This window comes from Kocuria subflava, assembly GCF_012163155.1.
Taxonomy (GTDB): Bacteria; Actinomycetota; Actinomycetes; order Actinomycetales; family Micrococcaceae; genus Kocuria; species Kocuria subflava.
The window spans coordinates 20,484-36,775 of record NZ_JAAVUN010000024.1 but is presented as its reverse complement, the minus strand read 5'-3'; the positions used below and the strand labels follow the sequence as shown (position 1 = coordinate 36,775).

The window sequence follows — 16,292 nt, the reverse complement described above, 5'->3', positions numbered from 1 at the left end:
GCCAAAAAACGGCTCAGTGCCGATCCGGGATATCGGCCGCCGGCCCGAACCTGAGTCGGTGGATCGAGGCTAAGACATCGCACGGATGCCTGGGCCGGACCACAACAGGTTCCGCCGTGTCCAGGGGTCCGCCGCCCGTGTGGGATTCCGGACTTCCTTCAAAATCTCACCGCAACAGCCTGGCGTGCACCCACGGACAATGACTCCGGTTTCTTCGAACCGGCCCGGGAACGGCACGGCGTGGATCCAAGCGTCGATTGGCACGGGTGGTCCGGAACGCGGCAACAGGACCAGGACCCATTGCACGGTGCCGGGGTGGTGATCCCCACAGTGCGGCGATGGCTAGACCACGCCTTGGACTCGACCCGGCCTGAGCTCGCCGTTCAATGTACTGAACAGACGGACGGTTGGGTTGAGGCATCGATCCAGCTGGAGCTCTCATCCGTGGTGGACCCCGCACGGCTGGGTGTGGTGTTGCCAATCCAGCTCGACCCTCAAAGGGACGTCGAGTGGACGGGGGACGGGCCGGGGGAATCCGCACCAGACGCTGCCCACGGTGTCCGCTTTGACACATGGACGTCCGCCCCCTCCAACCTGTTCACGCGCTACCCGTTCCCTCAGTCCACAGGTACCCGTGGTGACCTCCGGCGTCTGAGCATCCCCGTGGTGGAAGAACCTGGAGCCGATTCCCGCATGGAGGTGGAGGTCTTGGGTGTGTGCCTGGATACTGTGCCTCAACCTGACGGGCCGTGGTGGTCGTTGCTGCCGTAGTCGGATACGCAGTTGGAGTCCGCCCTGCACGACGATGAACTGCCCCCACCTGCCACGGTGGAAACCTGGTGGCTGCATCTGGACGCTGCATATGAAGGACTGGGCAGCAGATCATGTGGTGTGGACGTGGCACGTGAGCACAAAGTTCAGGCCCGGACCGCAGTGATCACGATCCGGGCCCGAATGGTGGGGAGCGCTCAGTCCTCCTGAGCGGCGGCGTCAGCAATGAACAAGTCATTGATGGCGCCATTCATGGGGTCCAACACCTCAGCTGAGGGAGGGCGATCCGCCCAGATCTCTTGAAAGGCGGGACCGGTCAGGGCCGTGACGTCCGCACCGTGGCTGGTCACAGGCATGAAGAAGGTGTCGCCGTCGTCAATGGGTCCGGTGAACGCTTCCGTGTTGATGCCCTGTTCACGCCAGATGTCCTCCGTGCGTTCCACAGCATCCTCCCGTGCCGGGAAGACCACCGCAGCCTCAGCCACCACGGACTGACACTGCTCGGATCCCAAGAATTCCACCCACTGAGCCGCAGCTTCAGGGTTGTCGGTTTCGGCTGAGATCGAGTCCGCCAGGCCGTTGATCATGCTGGGTGCTGTGCCGTTTGGCCCCGCGGGCAAACGGGCAGTGCCCACGTCCACGCTCTCGTTCCCCGCGTAGGCCGGGATCATCCAGGAACCGTCCGTGACCACAGCCACGGACCCGGACATCAACTGCTGCAAGGTTCCGTCGTCCTCGTTGAACTGACCGAACCGGGGCATGTAACCCTTGTCCGAGAGGCCGAAGTACCAGTCCAGTGTTTCGTGCAACTGGGGGTCGTCGTAGTTGTACTCCGTGCCCCACAGGGGAGTGTCCGTTGCCTGCCAGCCGTTGGAATTGGCGAAAGCTGACCACTGGCCCTGGCCAAACGTCCCGCCACCGGCATCAGACAGTCCCAGGCCGTAGACGGCAACGTTGTCCTTGTCGAACCCGGGCTCATCCCCGCGGACGCCGTTGCTGTCCACGGTCAGGTGAGCGATGGTGGCCTCAAAGCTGCCGCCGTCCTCCGGATTCCACTCGAGTGAGCCCAACTCCTCAGGGCTCACGCCGGCATCCTCCAGATGTTGGTTGTTGTAGAACATGGCAATCGTGTCCCAGTCCTTGGGGCTGCCGTATCGATGCCCGTCCGAACCGGTCCAGATGTCCGTGAGGCCCTCTGCGTAGTCGTCCTCTCTCTGATCAGCGGTGGCAGGTTGTTCGTCCAACGGCAGAAGAACATCAAGGTCGGCGTACTGCGGGTAACGGGAGACGTGATTGACGAACACATCGGGTCCGGTGTCAGCCAAGAACCCAGCAGTCAACCGCTGCCAGTAGTCACCCCAACCGGTTTGAGTGACGTTGACCGTGTACTCGGGGTTCTCCTCCTGGAACAGGTCCGCGCATTGCTGATACGCGGGCATCTGCTGCGTGTCCCACAACCAGTAGTCGATCACGTTGTTGTTCTGCTCTCCGCCTTGCCCACAACCGCTCAGAACCAACCCCGCGGTGGTGACCACAGCGGCAGCCGACAAGACCCGCGAACGAGACCTCCGGCGTCGTGGTCCTGGCGCTTGTTTGGTATCCGGTGCGACTTTGCGGTTCCGTGAGGAAAATGCTGATTTCATGTTCTGGTTCTCCTTACTTGATGCCCGAGAAGCCGATCGAGTTCACGATTCGCCGGGCGAAGACCATGAACAGCAGGAACATGGGGAGGGCAGCGATCAGTGACGCTGCCATGAGTCCGGCCCAGTCCGTGCCGGACTGTGGTGATTGGGCTCGGAAGACGCCCAAGGCCACGGTGAGCACGCGGGAGGAGTCCGTGTACGAGACCATCAGCGGCCAGAAGTAATCATTCCAAGCAGCCATGTACGTCAAGATGGACAACGTGGCGATCGGCGCCGAGGCCATGGGCAGAATGACCTTGAAGAACGTGCCCATGCGTGAGGCGCCGTCAAGGCGTGCCGCTTCCTCGATCTCCATGGGAATCCCCAGGAAGAACTGCCGCAGGAAGAACACGGCGAACGGGGTCATGAACATGGTGGGCAGTGCGATGCCCAGGACGGTGTCGATCAGGCCCAGCTGTTTGATGAGCACAAAGTTGGGCAACAGGGTGAACACCGCCGGGACCATCAGTCCTGCCAGGAACAACGCGAACACTTGATCGCGGCCCTTCCAACGCAGCCGGGAAAAGGCGTAGGCAGCCATGGCGGAGAACAGCACCTGGCACACGGTCACCAAGGTGGCCAGAAACACCGAGTTGAGCAGATAACGCCAGAAGTTCAGGGTGGCACCGGAGCCACCTTCGGCCAGGGCATCTTCCGTGGACTGGAAGCCCAGGACTCGCTCAAATGCGCCGGTGGTGAATTCCGGCGGGTTCAGTGAAGCGGGGTCGCTCAACAGGCCCGGGTTGGTGGACAGCGCGGTGCGCAGGATCCAGTAGAAGGGCAGCAGCGTGATCAGCAGAATCAGGATCATCACTGCCCAGGCCACCACTTTGCCCGGGGTAGGCAGTTTGTGACGACGGCGGTGGGAACTGCCCTGAAGTTCGTTCTCGGTCTTGGGTTCCAAGGCATCAGGGGCGGTGGTGGGTGATGTGCTCATGAGCTCTGGTTCCTCTCAGCTCATGTCCGAGCTGTCCGCACGGGACAACCGGTACTGGATGGCAGTGATGACGCCCAGAACGATCAACAGACCCACGGACATGGCGGAGGCGTAACCGAACTGGAAGCGGTCAAAGGCCATGTCGTAGATGTAGAGCTGCAAAACGTTGGTGGCGTTGGCGGGCCCGCCGCCGGTGGTGATGGCCACGGTGTCAAAGACCTGGAACGAACCGATGATCGTCATGATCAGCACCAGAGCCATGATGGGGCGCAGCAGAGGCAGCGTCACGGAGAAGAAGGTCCGGATCTCTCCAGCACCATCCAAACGCGCAGCCTCGTAAACCGAGGGCGGCAGGGTCTGAAGCCCCGCAAAAATCAACAGCGCCGTGTAACCCATGTGGCGCCACACATTGACCAGGGCAATGGTGGGAATGGCCCATGCACTGTCCGTGAAGAAACCAATCGGGTCGATCCCCAACCAACCCAAGATCTGGTTGCCCACGCCGAACTGGGTGTCCAAGATCCACACCCACACCAAGGCTGCCACCACGTTGGAGACCAGGTACGGGGTCAAGACCAAGCCGCGCAGCAGAGTGGACTGGGTCAAGCGATACATCAGCAGTGCAATGACCATGGCCACGGCCGTCTGGATGCCGATGTTCAGCAGCACGTAGTAGACCGTGGTCTTCATGGAATCCCAGAAGATTGGATCCGCGATCAAACGCCTGTAGTTGGCCAGGCCCACGAACTCCGCCGGAGTCAGCAGGTTGTAGTTGGTGAAACTCAACCAGATGCCTCGGATCAGCGGCCAGATCAGGAACACTGCCAGCCCCAACGCTGCGGGAGCGATGAAGATCAGCGCAATGCGGGTGTCGTCCTTGGGTCGCCGCTTGGGCGGGTCTTGGGTGTCCCGTGGGCCACCCGCTGGTGGCCGCGAGGAACGGGTTGTCACGCTACTCATCGATTTCCCTTGTCAATAGGCCACGTGCACTGGCGGATCAGCGCGCGGTGAGGTGAATCAGTCGGATGCGGTCAGGGCGCAGTTGTGGAGCGTGCAGACCAACTTCCTGGAGTACAGAACCGCGGGTCTTGGTTCCATTGGGCCACCAGGCCGGTGGCGTGAACGCGGCATCGGTCGCTGCCGGTGTGACGTCGTCGCTGACGTAGTCGACATCGAGGTTCAACCCGCGCAGCGTCAGCCGGCCCACAGGGTCAGTGATGGAGACTCCGGTGCAGACGACGGCAAAAAGAGCCTCGGTCTGATCAGCAGAGACCACACCGTGGACGTCCCATTCCGGGTCAATCGCGTCCACCCGAATCAACGTGCCGTTGTGCAGCAGATCCCTGTGCGACTTGTAGAGCTCAACCCACTCGCTGAGCTCGTCCAGCTCATCCTGGGTAGCCTGCGTCAGATCCCACTCGACGCCAAAGTGACCCCACAGGGCCGTGCCGGCGCGGAAGTTCACGGCATGCAGGCGATCCGTCTGATGGGAGCGGCCTGAGGCCACGTGGCTGCCCATCAGTTCCGGGGGAACCAGCTGCTGGGTCCAACGGTGCATTTCTTGACGCTCGGCCGGATCGATGCAGTCGGAGGTCCAGAACCGGTCAGTGTGCTCCAAGACGCCCAGATCCACTCGAGCCCCACCCGAGGAGCAGGACTCAATCTCCAAGCCGGGGAACCGTTCCTTGAGCTCGGCCATGAGGCCGTAGGCGGCTAGCGTCTGACGGTGCACACCCGGTGCTCGGTCCAGGCTGGAACCGGCCTCCAGCAGGTCCCGATTGTGATCCCACTTGATGTAGCCAATGCGGTTGTTGGAGAGAACCTCCACCATCTGGTCCCGGACATGGGCATACGCCTCCGGGTTGCCCAGATCCAGGACGTGTTGGAACCGACTGCTGACGGGTGTGCGCTCCGCAGGTGCCAGGACCCACTCCGGGTGGGCACGTGCGACGTCGGAATCCAGATTGACCATTTCAGGTTCGAACCACAGGCCGAACTCCATGCCCAGGTCCGTGACCTTCTGGATCAAGGGCGTGAGGCCGTCGGGCCAGACCTCCTCTGAGATCACCCAATCGCCCAGACCGGAGGTGTCATCGCGGCGGGAACCGAACCAACCGTCGTCGAGCACGAAGCGCTCAATGCCGATCTGTGCTGCACGTTCGGCAAGGGCAGTCAGCTTGGGGAGGTTGTGATCAAAGTAGACAGCCTCCCAAACATTGAGGGTGGCCGGGCGGGGGCGGTGTGGATGCTGTGGACGGGAGCGGATCCAGGAATGGAGCCGGTTGGCCTGCGCGTCCAGGCCCTGGCCCCAGATGCCGTAAATCCAAGGGGACGTGTAGTTCTCACCCGCAGACAACGTGACCTCACCGGGCATGAGCAGTTCGCTGCCGCCCAGCAGGCGCTGGCCCGTGTACTCGCGCTCTGCCCAGGTCCTGTGATTCCCGGAGAACGCGGTGTGCACACCCCAGACCTCGCCCTGGGAGAACCCGAATCCCTGTTCACCGGCGAGGATCATGTGCGCCGCGTCTGCACCGGTCCGTCCCTTGCGGCCTTCCCGCAGATGCACGCCGACCGTGAACGGGCGCCGCTGCTGGGCGGCGCGCTCCTGACCCCAGTGACCTGCAAAGTCTTGCAATTGGTGGGCCCGGGCCGGCACTGGCAGGGCCAGGGCGATTTCCTCGAGCCGGTACGGGCCATCACCCGTGTTGGTCACGGTGGCTCGTGCGCGCACCACGCCCTCGGGGGTGAGCTCCACCTGAATCACAAGCCCTACGTGTTCGGGGGAATCCACGTGGATTTCAAGCGTGCCTGCACCCAGCTGTTCGAATGGCTGTGTGAGCCTTGTGGTGGTTTCTGTGCGGTTGGACGCTGTGTCCTCGGAGCCGTCGGCGCAGCCAGAGGCCTGGAAGCGAACATCGCTCACACTGAAATCGGGAGCCCAGGCCAGACCGTCGCGGTGGCCTGTCAGTCCTGGGCGGCCTGCCCATCCCCAGCGCGGTTCGGCCAGGATCCCCACGTGCATGGGGACGTCGGGATTGTTGGGGACCTGGCCGGAGATGGTGGACAACGCCACGATTGTCGCGTCCGCATCAGTGAGTTCCCCGAGATCGGCGCCCCAGTGGGCAACGGCCGGGATGCGGCCGTCGGGACGGCTTAGCAGCAACGACACCCCGCCCGCGCGCAGATACAGGTTTTGTTGCTGCGGCAGGGCGCTGGTGGCCACGGGCACAGGGTTGGTCACGATGTGGTCCTGCTGACCATCAGGTGTGGCGCTCACTACTTGTTACCTCCCGATTGCTTTCTTGTGCTGCAAGTCACTCTAGAATGAACATAAACGAACATCAAGATTGGTAGAACAATCAGATGGCAACATGACGGAGTGGCATCATGGACCCCAAGCATGACTGCACAAGTGAGGAGACAGGCGTGACTGATTTACTGCCGGCCGAGCGGCGCTCTCGAATCCTGGAGCAAACCCGCGCTCACGGGTCCGTGCGGGTGGCGGATTTGGCGCAGACCCTGAATGTCTCGGAGATGACTGTGCGGCGTGACCTGGATCAGTTGGCGCAGGAGGGCGAGCTGCACAAAGTGCATGGCGGGGCTCGATTGGCCGCCCCTGGTGCGGCATCGGAGGAGCCAGGCTTCCTGCGGAAGTCCCGGTTGCATCAAGAGCAGAAGAGCGCGGTGGCTCGCACCGCGGCGGCTTTGGTGAAGCCCGGTATGTCCGTGTTCCTCAACTCTGGCACCACCACTTTTGCCCTGGCCCGGGAACTGCGTTCGATCGAGGATCTGACGGTGGTGACCAATTCGCCCAGAATCGCTCAGGTGTTTGAAGATCGCCCGGCGGCGGGCAGTCAAGTAGTCATGCTCGGTGGGGTGCGAACTCCCTCTGATGCCCTGGTGGGCCCGTTGGCGGTGCGCAGCTTGGAGACCCTGCACGCGGACGTGTGTTTCATGGGGGTCCACGGGTTTGACCTTGACACCGGGTTGAGCACCCCCAACATGTTGGAAGCGCAGATCAACGGCATGTTCCTGCAGCAGGCGCACCGGGGCGTCGTCGTCGCAGATTCCACCAAGTGGGGAACGGTGGGGCTCTACAGCTTTGCCGCCCTGGAGGCCGTGGACGACCTTGTGACCGATTCCCGACTGCCGGAAAACGCCGTGACTGAGCTCGAGGAGAGGATCACCCGTGTCCACCGTGTTGCCTGACCTGCCCGCTGCCACTGTGGCCCACGTGACCCACCGGTTGTTCGACGGTCGGGAGATCGTGTTTTTCAGTCACGACGACGCCGCGCTGCCCACCCACCTGGAGGACCCCCGGCCTGCGGCGCCGCGAGCGGGCCACGGTGAGTTGCGCCAGGATCCGTTGACGGGGGATTGGATTGCGTTGGCCACCCACCGGCAGAACCGGACGCATCTCCCACCGGCTGATCAGTGCCCGCTGTGCCCCATGCAACCCGGCCGGGAGACGGAGATTCCAGCGGACTTTGACGTGGTGGCGTTCGAGAACCGTTTCCCCTCCCTGGGCCCTGATCTGGTGGAGTTGCCGGGTCCGTCAGCCGAGCCGGAACCGGGAACCACCCACCCCGCCGGAGGGCGTTGCGAGGTCTTGGTCTACACCCCCGAACACCAGGGCAGTTTGGCTGCACTGGATCCGCGGCGCGTTCAGTTGGTGTTGCGGGCCTTGGCGCAACGGACCCGGGCCCTGTCGAAGCTGCCGGGAATCAAGCAGGTGTTCCCGTTCGAGAACCGTGGTGAGCAGATCGGCACCACCTTGCACCACCCGCACGGGCAGATCTATGCCTACCCCTACGTGACCCCCACGGCCCTCAAGACTGTGCAGCGTGCAGCCGATCATCTGGACCGGACCGGGCGGACGTTGCATCAGGACCTGTTGGATTACGAGCGCGAATCGGGCGAACGCATGATCTCGTCCGGTGAGCACATCAGCGCCTACGTGCCGTGGGCCGGGCGTTGGCCGCTGGAGGTCCACGTGGTGCCGCACCGCCATGTCCCGGATCTGGCCGCTCTGACCGATGAAGAACTGGACGAACTTGCGGCAGTGGTCCAAGACGTCCTGACCAGGTTCGATGCGCTCTACCCGACCCCAACCCCGTACATCGCGGCGTGGCACCAAGCACCGTTGGTTGACGGGCTGCGGGAGGCCTCACGATTGCACCTGCAGATCGTGAGCCCACGCCGGGCGGAGAACAAGCTGAAGTTCCTGGCTGGTTCGGAGTCCGCTATGGGCGCCTTCATTGGGGACGTCAGCCCGGAAGAAACCGCTGCAAGATTGAGGAACGCACTGTGAAATCCCCGCACTCATCAGCTGACAGGGCGCGTGCCACGGAACTGGTGGGCACGTTCCAACAACTCTTTGGGGTTGAACCGAGCGGAGTGTGGCGTGCGCCTGGCCGCGTGAATTTGATCGGCGAGCACCTGGACTACAACAACGGACTGGTGCTGCCTTTTGCCATCGACCGCTCTGCCATGGTTGCCGTGCGCCTGCTGGCTCCGGGTGAACACTCTCAACTGGTCTCAACCTGGATCGATCCCACCACGGGCCGGCAAGCTCGCGCCGGCTTTGACCCGCTGAACTTGCGCCCGGGGGCGGTGACCGGTTGGGCCAGTGGTCCGGCCGGTGTTGCCTGGGCGCTGCAGGAATCCACGGGCGTGCAGGTCCCGGGTTTCCAGATGGTGCTGGATTCCATTGTGCCTGTGGGATCGGGCTTGTCCTCCTCACACGCAGTGGAGGTTTCGGTGGCGCTGGCCTTGGCTGAACTCACCGATGCACCCGTGGACCGGCGAGATCTGGCCCGCATCACCCAACGTGCTGAGAACGACTTTGTGGGTGCCCCTACAGGCATCATGGACCAGTCGGCCTCCCTGCTCTCCACCGCCGGCCACGCTGTTCTTCTGAACTGCCGCACCCTGGAGACCGAACACATTCCTCTGCCCTTGGATGAGGCCCGCCTGCGTCTGCTGGTGGTGGACACCTGTGTGGCGCACAGCAACGACGACGGCGGCTACGCCGCGCGACGCGCCACCTGTGAGCAAGCAGCCGAGCTGCTGGGCGTGGACACTTTGGGAGATCTTCCTCTGGATGCCGACCTGTCCGAACTCCCGGCAGAGATCCTGCCCAAGGCCCGGCACGTGTTGAGCGAACGCGCCCGGGTGGATGCCGCCGTCGAGCATCTGCGGGCCGGGCGATGGCAGGAGCTGGGGTCGGAACTCTCCGCCTCCCATGCTTCCCTTCGTGATGACTACCAAGTGTCCTGCCCGGAATTGGATGTGGCCGTTGAGGCCATGACCCAGGCCGGGGCATTGGGTGCCCGCATGACCGGCGCCGGATTTGGCGGGTCGGCCATTGGGCTGCTGCGGGAATCGGATGTGACGGCGGCCCAAGATGCTGTTCTCGCGTCCTTCCAAGCAGCCGGATGGGATGAACCGCGGCTGTTCACCGTGCTTCCGGGAGAAGGTGCGGACCGCCTGCTCTGACGTCGCCTCCTGCTGCTCAGAAAAAAGTTTCAAAAAAGTTCCACAACCCGCGTCACGATCTCCGTCCCACCCTGTCTACACCTCGAGGGCACACAAACCCTCAGCACCCGAAGGTGCAGGAGAGATGCTCCAAAGCCCCGTGGGCACGGGGTGGAGGCGGCCGGTTCGTGACGTGTTGGTGGGCACCAATGACTCAGCGGGCCGGTGGTCGTGACGGTTGGGACCGTGACGACGTGGTGCGAGGTCAGGCAGAGGCCACGCACCGGGGCCCGACGGGGCGCGCGACCTGGGAGAGGGTCGCGCGCCCCCGGGCTTCCCACGTGTCCCAGGGACTCCCCAGGCAACTGCTCCCTGAAGTTGCCAACAAAGGCTGGGCTTCCCAGAACACCTCCTCACTAGCGTGAATGCTGTGCAGTCGCAGCGCGGCGGGATTCAGACCGCCGAGTTGCGGCGCGATGGCAGCTGGTCCGCAGTCAGCGGTACAGGCCGTCGCGTGCCAGAGGAAGGTGAGGTTGGTTCTCATGTCCAGGACATCCATGGTGTCGCGTTTGACCGCTGAATGTTTGGGAACGTTTGCGCTGGTTTTCATCGGGTGCGGGGCGGCCGTCACCGCTGCTGCTTTCCTGACGCCCACGCAGGTGAACATCGGTATCGGCCTGTTCGGCGTGGCTGCGGCCTTCGGTGCCACGGTCACGGCCATGGCCTACGCTGTCGGCCACATCTCCGGCGGACATTTCAACCCGGCGGTCACCCTGGGGGCGGCCTTGGCCGGGCGCATCGAGTGGAGCGCGGTTCTGCCGTACTGGGTGGCGCAGTTGGTGGGTGGCTCATTGGGCGGCGTGGTGCTCTACGTGATTGCCAGCGGCCAGAGTGGCTTTTCGGCTGTGGAGTCAGGTTTTGCCACCAACGGGTTTGGTGCGCTCTCCCCGGGTGGTTACGGGCTGTTCTCCGTGTTCTTGGTGGAAGTGGTGGTCACCTGCTTGTTCCTGTTGGTCATTCTGGGCTCCACTGACGATCGCGCCCCGGAGGGGTTTGCTCCCGTGGCCATCGGTGTTGGGTTGACCGTGCTGATCATGGCTTTCGTCACGGTTTCCAACGCCTCCTTGAGTCCGGCAAGGTCCTTGGCTGTGACCTGGTTCGTCCCTGATGCGCTGGGACAGGTGTGGGTGTTCTTCCTGGCGCCCCTGGCGGGCGCTGCCATCGCGGGCGTCTTGTACAAGGTGGCGTTCCCCAACACCTCTGAGGAGGTGTTGGAACGGGAGGAAGCCTGACCTCTCCAGTTCTACGCATTCTGGGCCGTCATCAAGCGCTGATGACGGCCCAGAATGCGTAGAACTCACCGCCGGGATGCCACTGCAGCGCGAACCAGGGAAACCAGACGGGGTTCCAGCTCTCCTGGTCGAGTGAAGATGTCGGCAGCGGTCACCCTGATCTCGATCCACCCCGCGGCTTCGGTGACCTGCAACCGCTCGATGTCCCGCACGCGTTGGCCAGGTGAATCATGGTGCGGGCCCTCCACTTGGATCGATATCCGGAGTTCAACGTTGCCGAGGTCGGGGTGAACGGGGCGCATGCCGGGGACTCGGATTTCCAGGTCATGGACGAACAGCGGGAACCCGGCTTTTGCCAACGCTAGTCGGGCATGAGTCTCCAGTGCTGAGTCAGCGCCCACGCTCACCCGCTTGAGAGCTTCCCAAAGGCGGGACAGTCCACGCCGGGGTGAGAGCCTCTCCAGATCGGAGACGAGGTCGTTAAAGTTCCTGGTGGGCGGGTTGCCGCGGTTGAACCCCTTGGAGTGCTGTGTGACCACACCGTCCAGCAATGCCACCAGAGCATCGTCGGAAAGGGCGAGGCCACCAGCAGTGCTCCGCTGATCCGCCAATTGGACGGCAGTCAAGGCCGGGCCAGTGACCAGCACTCCGCCGATCGACCACCGGTCGGCTTGGGCTACTTCTGCTTTGTGCCCGATGACCCCGGTCATGCGCGGAGGACACAGCCCGTCCCAGCGGGTGATGTGCAGGCCGGGGGACTGCCACACGGCTCCGGGCAGGGGGAGACCCAGCAGAAGCGCCGAACTGGTGTGACTGACCACAGTGGTTGGGTGCCTCATCTGAAGGGCAGCCATCACCTGATGCGTACGCTTTTTGGGGTGCTCGGGCAGCTCGTGGTCGCTTGTGGCCCACACGCCGGTGAGGATCGACCGGTAGGCGGGTCCACGTAGTTGGCGGTAGCTCACACCGGCTTGCAACGCCTGTTCCGTGGTGAAACAGCGTCCCTGCAGACACGCAGGGGGTATGTGGCGTCGGGCTGGCATACTCTGAGTCAACGCCCGAATCACCACCGGGTGGGTGGAAAATTTTGAGTTGTGGACAACTGGCCGAGTTCTACGCAATGTGGGACGCCATCAGCGCGTGATGGCGTCCCACATTGCGTAGAAATCGCGAAAGCTCGGGTGAGCTCAGCCCTCCAACAGCTCCTCGATCGGTTCGCGCAGTTCATCCGGGGTGGTGGCGGGTTCGTAGCGGGCCACCACGGTGCCGGACTGGTCCACCAGGAACTTGGTGAAGTTCCAGTCGATCTGTGCGCCATTGGGTCCAGGCTTCTCCGACTTGAGCCACTCCCACACCGGATGGGTGTGCAGCCCGTTCACATCGGTCTTCTTGTAGATGGGGAACTCCACGCCGTACTGGGTGCGACAGAACTCCTGGATCTCCTGGCCCTCACCGGGTTCCTGCTCGCCGAACTGGTTGCAGGGGAAGCCCAGGACGGTGAATCCGCGGTCCTTGTAGTCCGCGTAGAGCTTTTCCAGGCCGTCGTACTGCGGGGTGTAGCCGCATTCGCTGGCGGTGTTGACAATCAGCACCACCTGCCCGGCCAGGCGGTCGAACACGTCCTGGGAGCCTGAAATGGTGTCTGCGGTGAAGTCGTGGAGCTTGGTCATCAGTACCTTTCAGATGCCACGTGAACCGTGACACCGCTTGTCAGCCAGCAAATATGTTCAGGGACAAGTCTGGCTCACGGAACCCGGCGACCGTGAGCCAGATCGCACTCAGCCGAAAAGGATGACATCCAGACGCCGTGGACCGTGCACGCCTTCCACGCGCTCCAGCTCGATGTCAGAGGTGGCCGAAGGTCCGGAGATCATGGTGATCGGCCGCTGGTGGTCCATCCGTTCAAAGGCTTCCGGAATGAGTTCCACCACCGTGTCCAGCGGAACCACGCACACGTGGTGGTCCGGGACCAGACTCAAGGCCCGCCGCCCTTCATCTGCCGCCCCGTTGAGGAAAATCGTGCCGGTTTCCGCGCAGGAGACGGTGGATGAGGTCAACACGGCCCCCAGCGCATCGAGTTCACGTGCGCCCAGGGGGGCGCCGTCGTCGTTGTGGTCGCGGACGGTGGACAGGCCCTCTGGAAGCCAGGAGGAGTCCAGACCGTCGGGGAGGATGGTCACCGAATCGGCCAGCAGCTCGGCGATGCGCCCGGGTAGGGAGCTCGCGTCCTCCCGGTAGACGTTGGCCTTGTAGTCCACCAGTCGGTCCTCCAGCATGTCCACCACCTCGGCGTGCCCCAGGGAGGAACTGCGCCGGTAGGCGCGCGGGGTCTGCGGGGCCACGGGTTGGTCCCGCAGGGCGTAGTTGATCCTGGAGAGGATGGTGGCCTTGGCCTCTGACTGGCTCATGCGTTCTGCTCTCCTTCACGTTCGCCGGTGCTGGTGGCGGGGCTGTCCTTGGTGGTGGCGCCTTCGGCCTGGTCGCGTTCGGCGCGCAGCTTGGCAACGGCCTGAGCTTCCGCACCCCATGCAGCGTGTTGGTGGATTTCACCCGCCAAAGACGACGCCGGGACCTCACCTCCCGCACTCACTGCCAGTTGGGTGTCACCCAGGTCTTCGGCCACCCGTTGCTGCGTGTTCTCACCGTTGTTCTTCCACCAGTTGCGGAAGGACTGGTTGGGTGGCACGGGGATGTCGCGTTCCTGGGTCCAACCGCCCACCATGCCGGGCAGCCACTTGGCGCCGCCGAACGGCTTGAGCGCGCCACGGCCCAGTGGCAGGGCGCGTTCGGCAAGCCCCATCCGGGTGCCGGAGGACATGACGGTGCCTGCGGCCTTCATGAGCAGGTCCATCTCGGATGGGACCTTCTTCTTCTTGGCTTCGGCCGGGTGCCCTGCCGGCTCTGGCGTGACACCGGCAGCTTCGGCCTCCGCCTGCCGCGCTTCGATCACCGTGGAGCGCTGCTGGGTGGCGGCCTGGTCCCGCTGGCCGTGCTTGGTGCGGATGTCCTCATCGCGCAGGTGCACCAGGATGGAGGGGATGTCGATCTTGACCGGGCAGACCTCGTAGCACCGCCCGCACAGGGAGGAGGCATACGGCAGGGAGTTGTTCTGTTCGGCGGCCACACCGGTCAGCTGGGGGGAGAGGATCGCGCCGATCGGGCCGGGATAGGTGGAGCCGTAGGCGTGACCACCGGCGTGCTCGTAGACCGGGCACACGTTCAGGCAGGCAGAACACCGGATGCAGTGCAGCGCGGAGCGTCCTGCGGGATCGCCCAGAACAGCCGAACGCCCGTTGTCCAGCAGGATCAGGTGGAACTCCTCCGGGCCGTCCCCCTCTGTCACACCGGTCCACATGGAGGTGTAGGGGTTCATGCGCTCGCCGGTGGAGGAGCGGGGCAGCAGCTGGGTGAAAACCTCAAGATCGGAGAACCGTGGCAACAGCTTTTCCACTCCCATGACCGTGATGAGGGTCTTGGGCAGGGTCAGGCACATGCGCCCGTTGCCTTCGGACTCCACCACGGTGAGGGTCCCGGTTTCTGCGATGCCAAAGTTGGCGCCGGAGATGGCAACGGTGGTGTCCAGGAACTTCTCCCGCAAATAGCTGCGGGCAGCCTCGGCCAGGACGGCGGGTTCGTTGGTCAGTTCCTTGCCGGTTCCGGGCATACGGCGGGAGAAGATCTCCCGGATCTCGTCCCGGTTCTTGTGAATGGCCGGCACCAGGATGTGGGAGGGCTTGTCCTCGCCCAGTTGCACAATCAGTTCCGCAAGGTCGGTTTCGTGGGCCTTGATGCCCTGGCCCTCCAGGTGCTCGTTGAGCCCGATCTCCTGGGTGGCCATGGACTTGACCTTGATGACCTCTTCCACGCCCTTGGCGCGGACCAGATCGGTCACAATCCGGTTGGCCTCGGCTGCATCCCTGGCCCAATGCACCACACCACCGCGGGCGGTCACGTTGGCTTCGAACTGTTCCAGCAGTTCAGGCAGCCGTGCGCCCACCTCTTGTTTGATGGCGGAGCCGGCGTCACGCAGGTCCTGCCAGTCCGGCAGTTCACCCACCACACGGGCTCGTTTGCCGCGAATGGTGTGGGTGGCGTGTCCTATGTTGGCGCGCATCTGCGTGTTCTTCAGTTCCGCGCGTGCGTGCTCCGGGAAGGGGGTTTCCTCGTACAGGTTCCCGGATCCGTAGGCAATGCGGGTCCCGGGCATGCCCAGATCAACAGTGGTCATCGTGCGCCTCCTGCAGAAGGGGTGACGGTTGCGTGTACGCGGGGGATGGACAGATCGGCGATTTCATCCAGTTCCAGCGGGTTGGCTCGCGTGGAGGCCAGGATCTCTGCCAGATGGATGGTCCGCACCTGGGAACCACGACGACGCGCCGCCCCGCTCATGTGCAACTGGCAGGAGGAGTCACCGCCGGCGCACAGGCCTGTGCCGGTGGATTCGATGTTCTTGATCTTGGCATCCACCATGGCCCCGGAGACGTCGGGGTTCTTGAAGGAGAATGTCCCGCCGAATCCGCAGCACTCCTGGGCATCCGGCAGTTCCACCAGCTCCAATCCGTCCACGCTCTCCAGCAGTCGGGTGGGGCGGTCGCCCAGGCCCAGCAGGCGCAGTCCGTGGCAGGACGGGTGATAGGTGATCCGGTGGGGGAAGTGGGAGCCCAACTGCTCGGCGGCGTTGTCCACGCCCAGCACGTCCACCAACAATTCGGAGAGTTCGTAGGTGCGGGCTGCAACCTCTTCGGCACCCCGGGCAAGGTCCTCGTCCCCACAGGCCCGGGCCACCATGGGCTGCTGGTGGCCCAGGGAGGCCACACAGGAACCGGATGGGGCCACGGCGACGTCGTAATCGGCGCTGGTGAAAGCTTCCACGTGGTTGCGCACCACGGGCAACGCCCCTTCTATGTAGCCGCTGTTGACGTGCATCTGCGAGCAGCACCCCTGGCCGGCAGGGAAGACCACCTCATGCCCCAGGCGCTCCAGGACGCGCACGGTGGCCAGTGCCACCTTGGGATACATGGCGTCCACGATGCACGTGGCGAACAAGGCGATTCTCATGGATCCTCCGCTGGTTTTGTGACTCAGGTCATGTACAGTTTCCCACGACCTCATGTGGTCCGACCATACTCGTTC

13 protein-coding genes and 1 pseudogene are annotated in these 16,292 nt (G+C 63.7%); 5 read left to right on the top strand and 9 right to left on the bottom strand.

The genetic code is table 11. The features are described from left to right. Positions 1–144: 144 nt before the first annotated feature. Positions 145–981 (top strand): annotated as a pseudogene (locus GTW58_RS10900) (beta-galactosidase small subunit-related protein). Here GTW58_RS10900 and GTW58_RS10890 read toward each other — a convergent pair. The 4 genes from GTW58_RS10890 to GTW58_RS10875 all read right to left on the bottom strand — a co-directional run bounded on the left by GTW58_RS10890 (position 969) and on the right by GTW58_RS10875 (position 6,667). Beyond that, on the bottom strand, positions 969–2,306 hold the full coding sequence (locus GTW58_RS10890; protein ID WP_157980542.1) for an ABC transporter substrate-binding protein: 1,338 nt from the start codon (positions 2,304–2,306) through the stop codon (positions 969–971). The pseudogene GTW58_RS10900 and the gene GTW58_RS10890 overlap by 13 nt on opposite strands. A gap of 121 nt (positions 2,307–2,427) precedes the next feature. Continuing rightward, positions 2,428–3,390, bottom strand: coding sequence for a carbohydrate ABC transporter permease (locus GTW58_RS10885; RefSeq protein WP_119933454.1), 963 nt, complete (start codon positions 3,388–3,390; stop codon positions 2,428–2,430). Positions 3,391–3,405: 15 nt separating this feature from the next. Further along, a complete protein-coding gene (locus GTW58_RS10880) occupies positions 3,406–4,350 on the bottom strand; it encodes a carbohydrate ABC transporter permease (RefSeq protein WP_119933453.1) in 945 nt (314 codons plus the stop codon). Positions 4,351–4,387: 37 nt separating this feature from the next. After that, positions 4,388–6,667: an alpha-galactosidase gene (locus GTW58_RS10875; RefSeq protein WP_232818102.1), complete on the bottom strand. Its 2,280-nt coding sequence runs from the start codon at positions 6,665–6,667 to the stop codon at positions 4,388–4,390. 149 nt (positions 6,668–6,816) lie between these two features. Here GTW58_RS10875 and GTW58_RS10870 point away from each other — a divergent pair, with 149 nt between their 5' ends. The 4 genes from GTW58_RS10870 (at position 6,817) to aqpZ (ending at position 11,159) form a co-directional block, all read left to right on the top strand. Beyond that, complete coding sequence (locus tag GTW58_RS10870; RefSeq protein ID WP_189587285.1) at positions 6,817–7,599, top strand: DeoR/GlpR family DNA-binding transcription regulator; 783 nt, start codon at positions 6,817–6,819, stop codon at positions 7,597–7,599. Further along, positions 7,580–8,701: a galactose-1-phosphate uridylyltransferase gene (galT, locus tag GTW58_RS10865; RefSeq protein WP_232818101.1), complete on the top strand. Its 1,122-nt coding sequence runs from the start codon at positions 7,580–7,582 to the stop codon at positions 8,699–8,701. Before GTW58_RS10870 ends, galT begins: the two co-directional genes overlap by 20 nt. Continuing rightward, complete coding sequence (gene galK, locus GTW58_RS10860) at positions 8,698–9,888, top strand: galactokinase (protein ID WP_189587286.1); 1,191 nt, start codon at positions 8,698–8,700, stop codon at positions 9,886–9,888. Before galT ends, galK begins: the two co-directional genes overlap by 4 nt. Before the next feature lie 536 nt (positions 9,889–10,424). Beyond that, positions 10,425–11,159: an aquaporin Z gene (gene aqpZ, locus GTW58_RS10855; RefSeq protein WP_255409150.1), complete on the top strand. Its 735-nt coding sequence runs from the start codon at positions 10,425–10,427 to the stop codon at positions 11,157–11,159. A gap of 65 nt (positions 11,160–11,224) precedes the next feature. Here the strand turns inward: aqpZ and GTW58_RS10850 are convergent, their stop codons facing one another. The 5 genes from GTW58_RS10850 to GTW58_RS10830 form a co-directional block, all read right to left on the bottom strand. Then, entirely contained in the window at positions 11,225–11,869 is a 645-nt protein-coding gene (locus tag GTW58_RS10850) for a hypothetical protein (RefSeq protein ID WP_157980541.1), read from the bottom strand. A gap of 477 nt (positions 11,870–12,346) precedes the next feature. After that, positions 12,347–12,829, bottom strand: a complete 483-nt coding sequence (locus GTW58_RS10845; RefSeq protein WP_047688971.1) for a glutathione peroxidase — start codon at positions 12,827–12,829, stop codon at positions 12,347–12,349. A gap of 108 nt (positions 12,830–12,937) precedes the next feature. Then, complete coding sequence (locus GTW58_RS10840; RefSeq protein WP_047688968.1) at positions 12,938–13,567, bottom strand: LutC/YkgG family protein; 630 nt, start codon at positions 13,565–13,567, stop codon at positions 12,938–12,940. Continuing rightward, the gene (locus GTW58_RS10835; protein ID WP_119933449.1) at positions 13,564–15,387 is read right to left on the bottom strand and encodes a LutB/LldF family L-lactate oxidation iron-sulfur protein; all 1,824 of its coding nucleotides are present in this window, start codon (positions 15,385–15,387) and stop codon (positions 13,564–13,566) included. The genes GTW58_RS10840 and GTW58_RS10835 overlap by 4 nt, the downstream gene beginning before the upstream one ends. Next, the gene (locus GTW58_RS10830; protein ID WP_047688966.1) at positions 15,384–16,217 is read right to left on the bottom strand and encodes a (Fe-S)-binding protein; all 834 of its coding nucleotides are present in this window, start codon (positions 16,215–16,217) and stop codon (positions 15,384–15,386) included. Before GTW58_RS10830 ends, GTW58_RS10835 begins: the two co-directional genes overlap by 4 nt. Positions 16,218–16,292 lie beyond the last annotated feature (75 nt).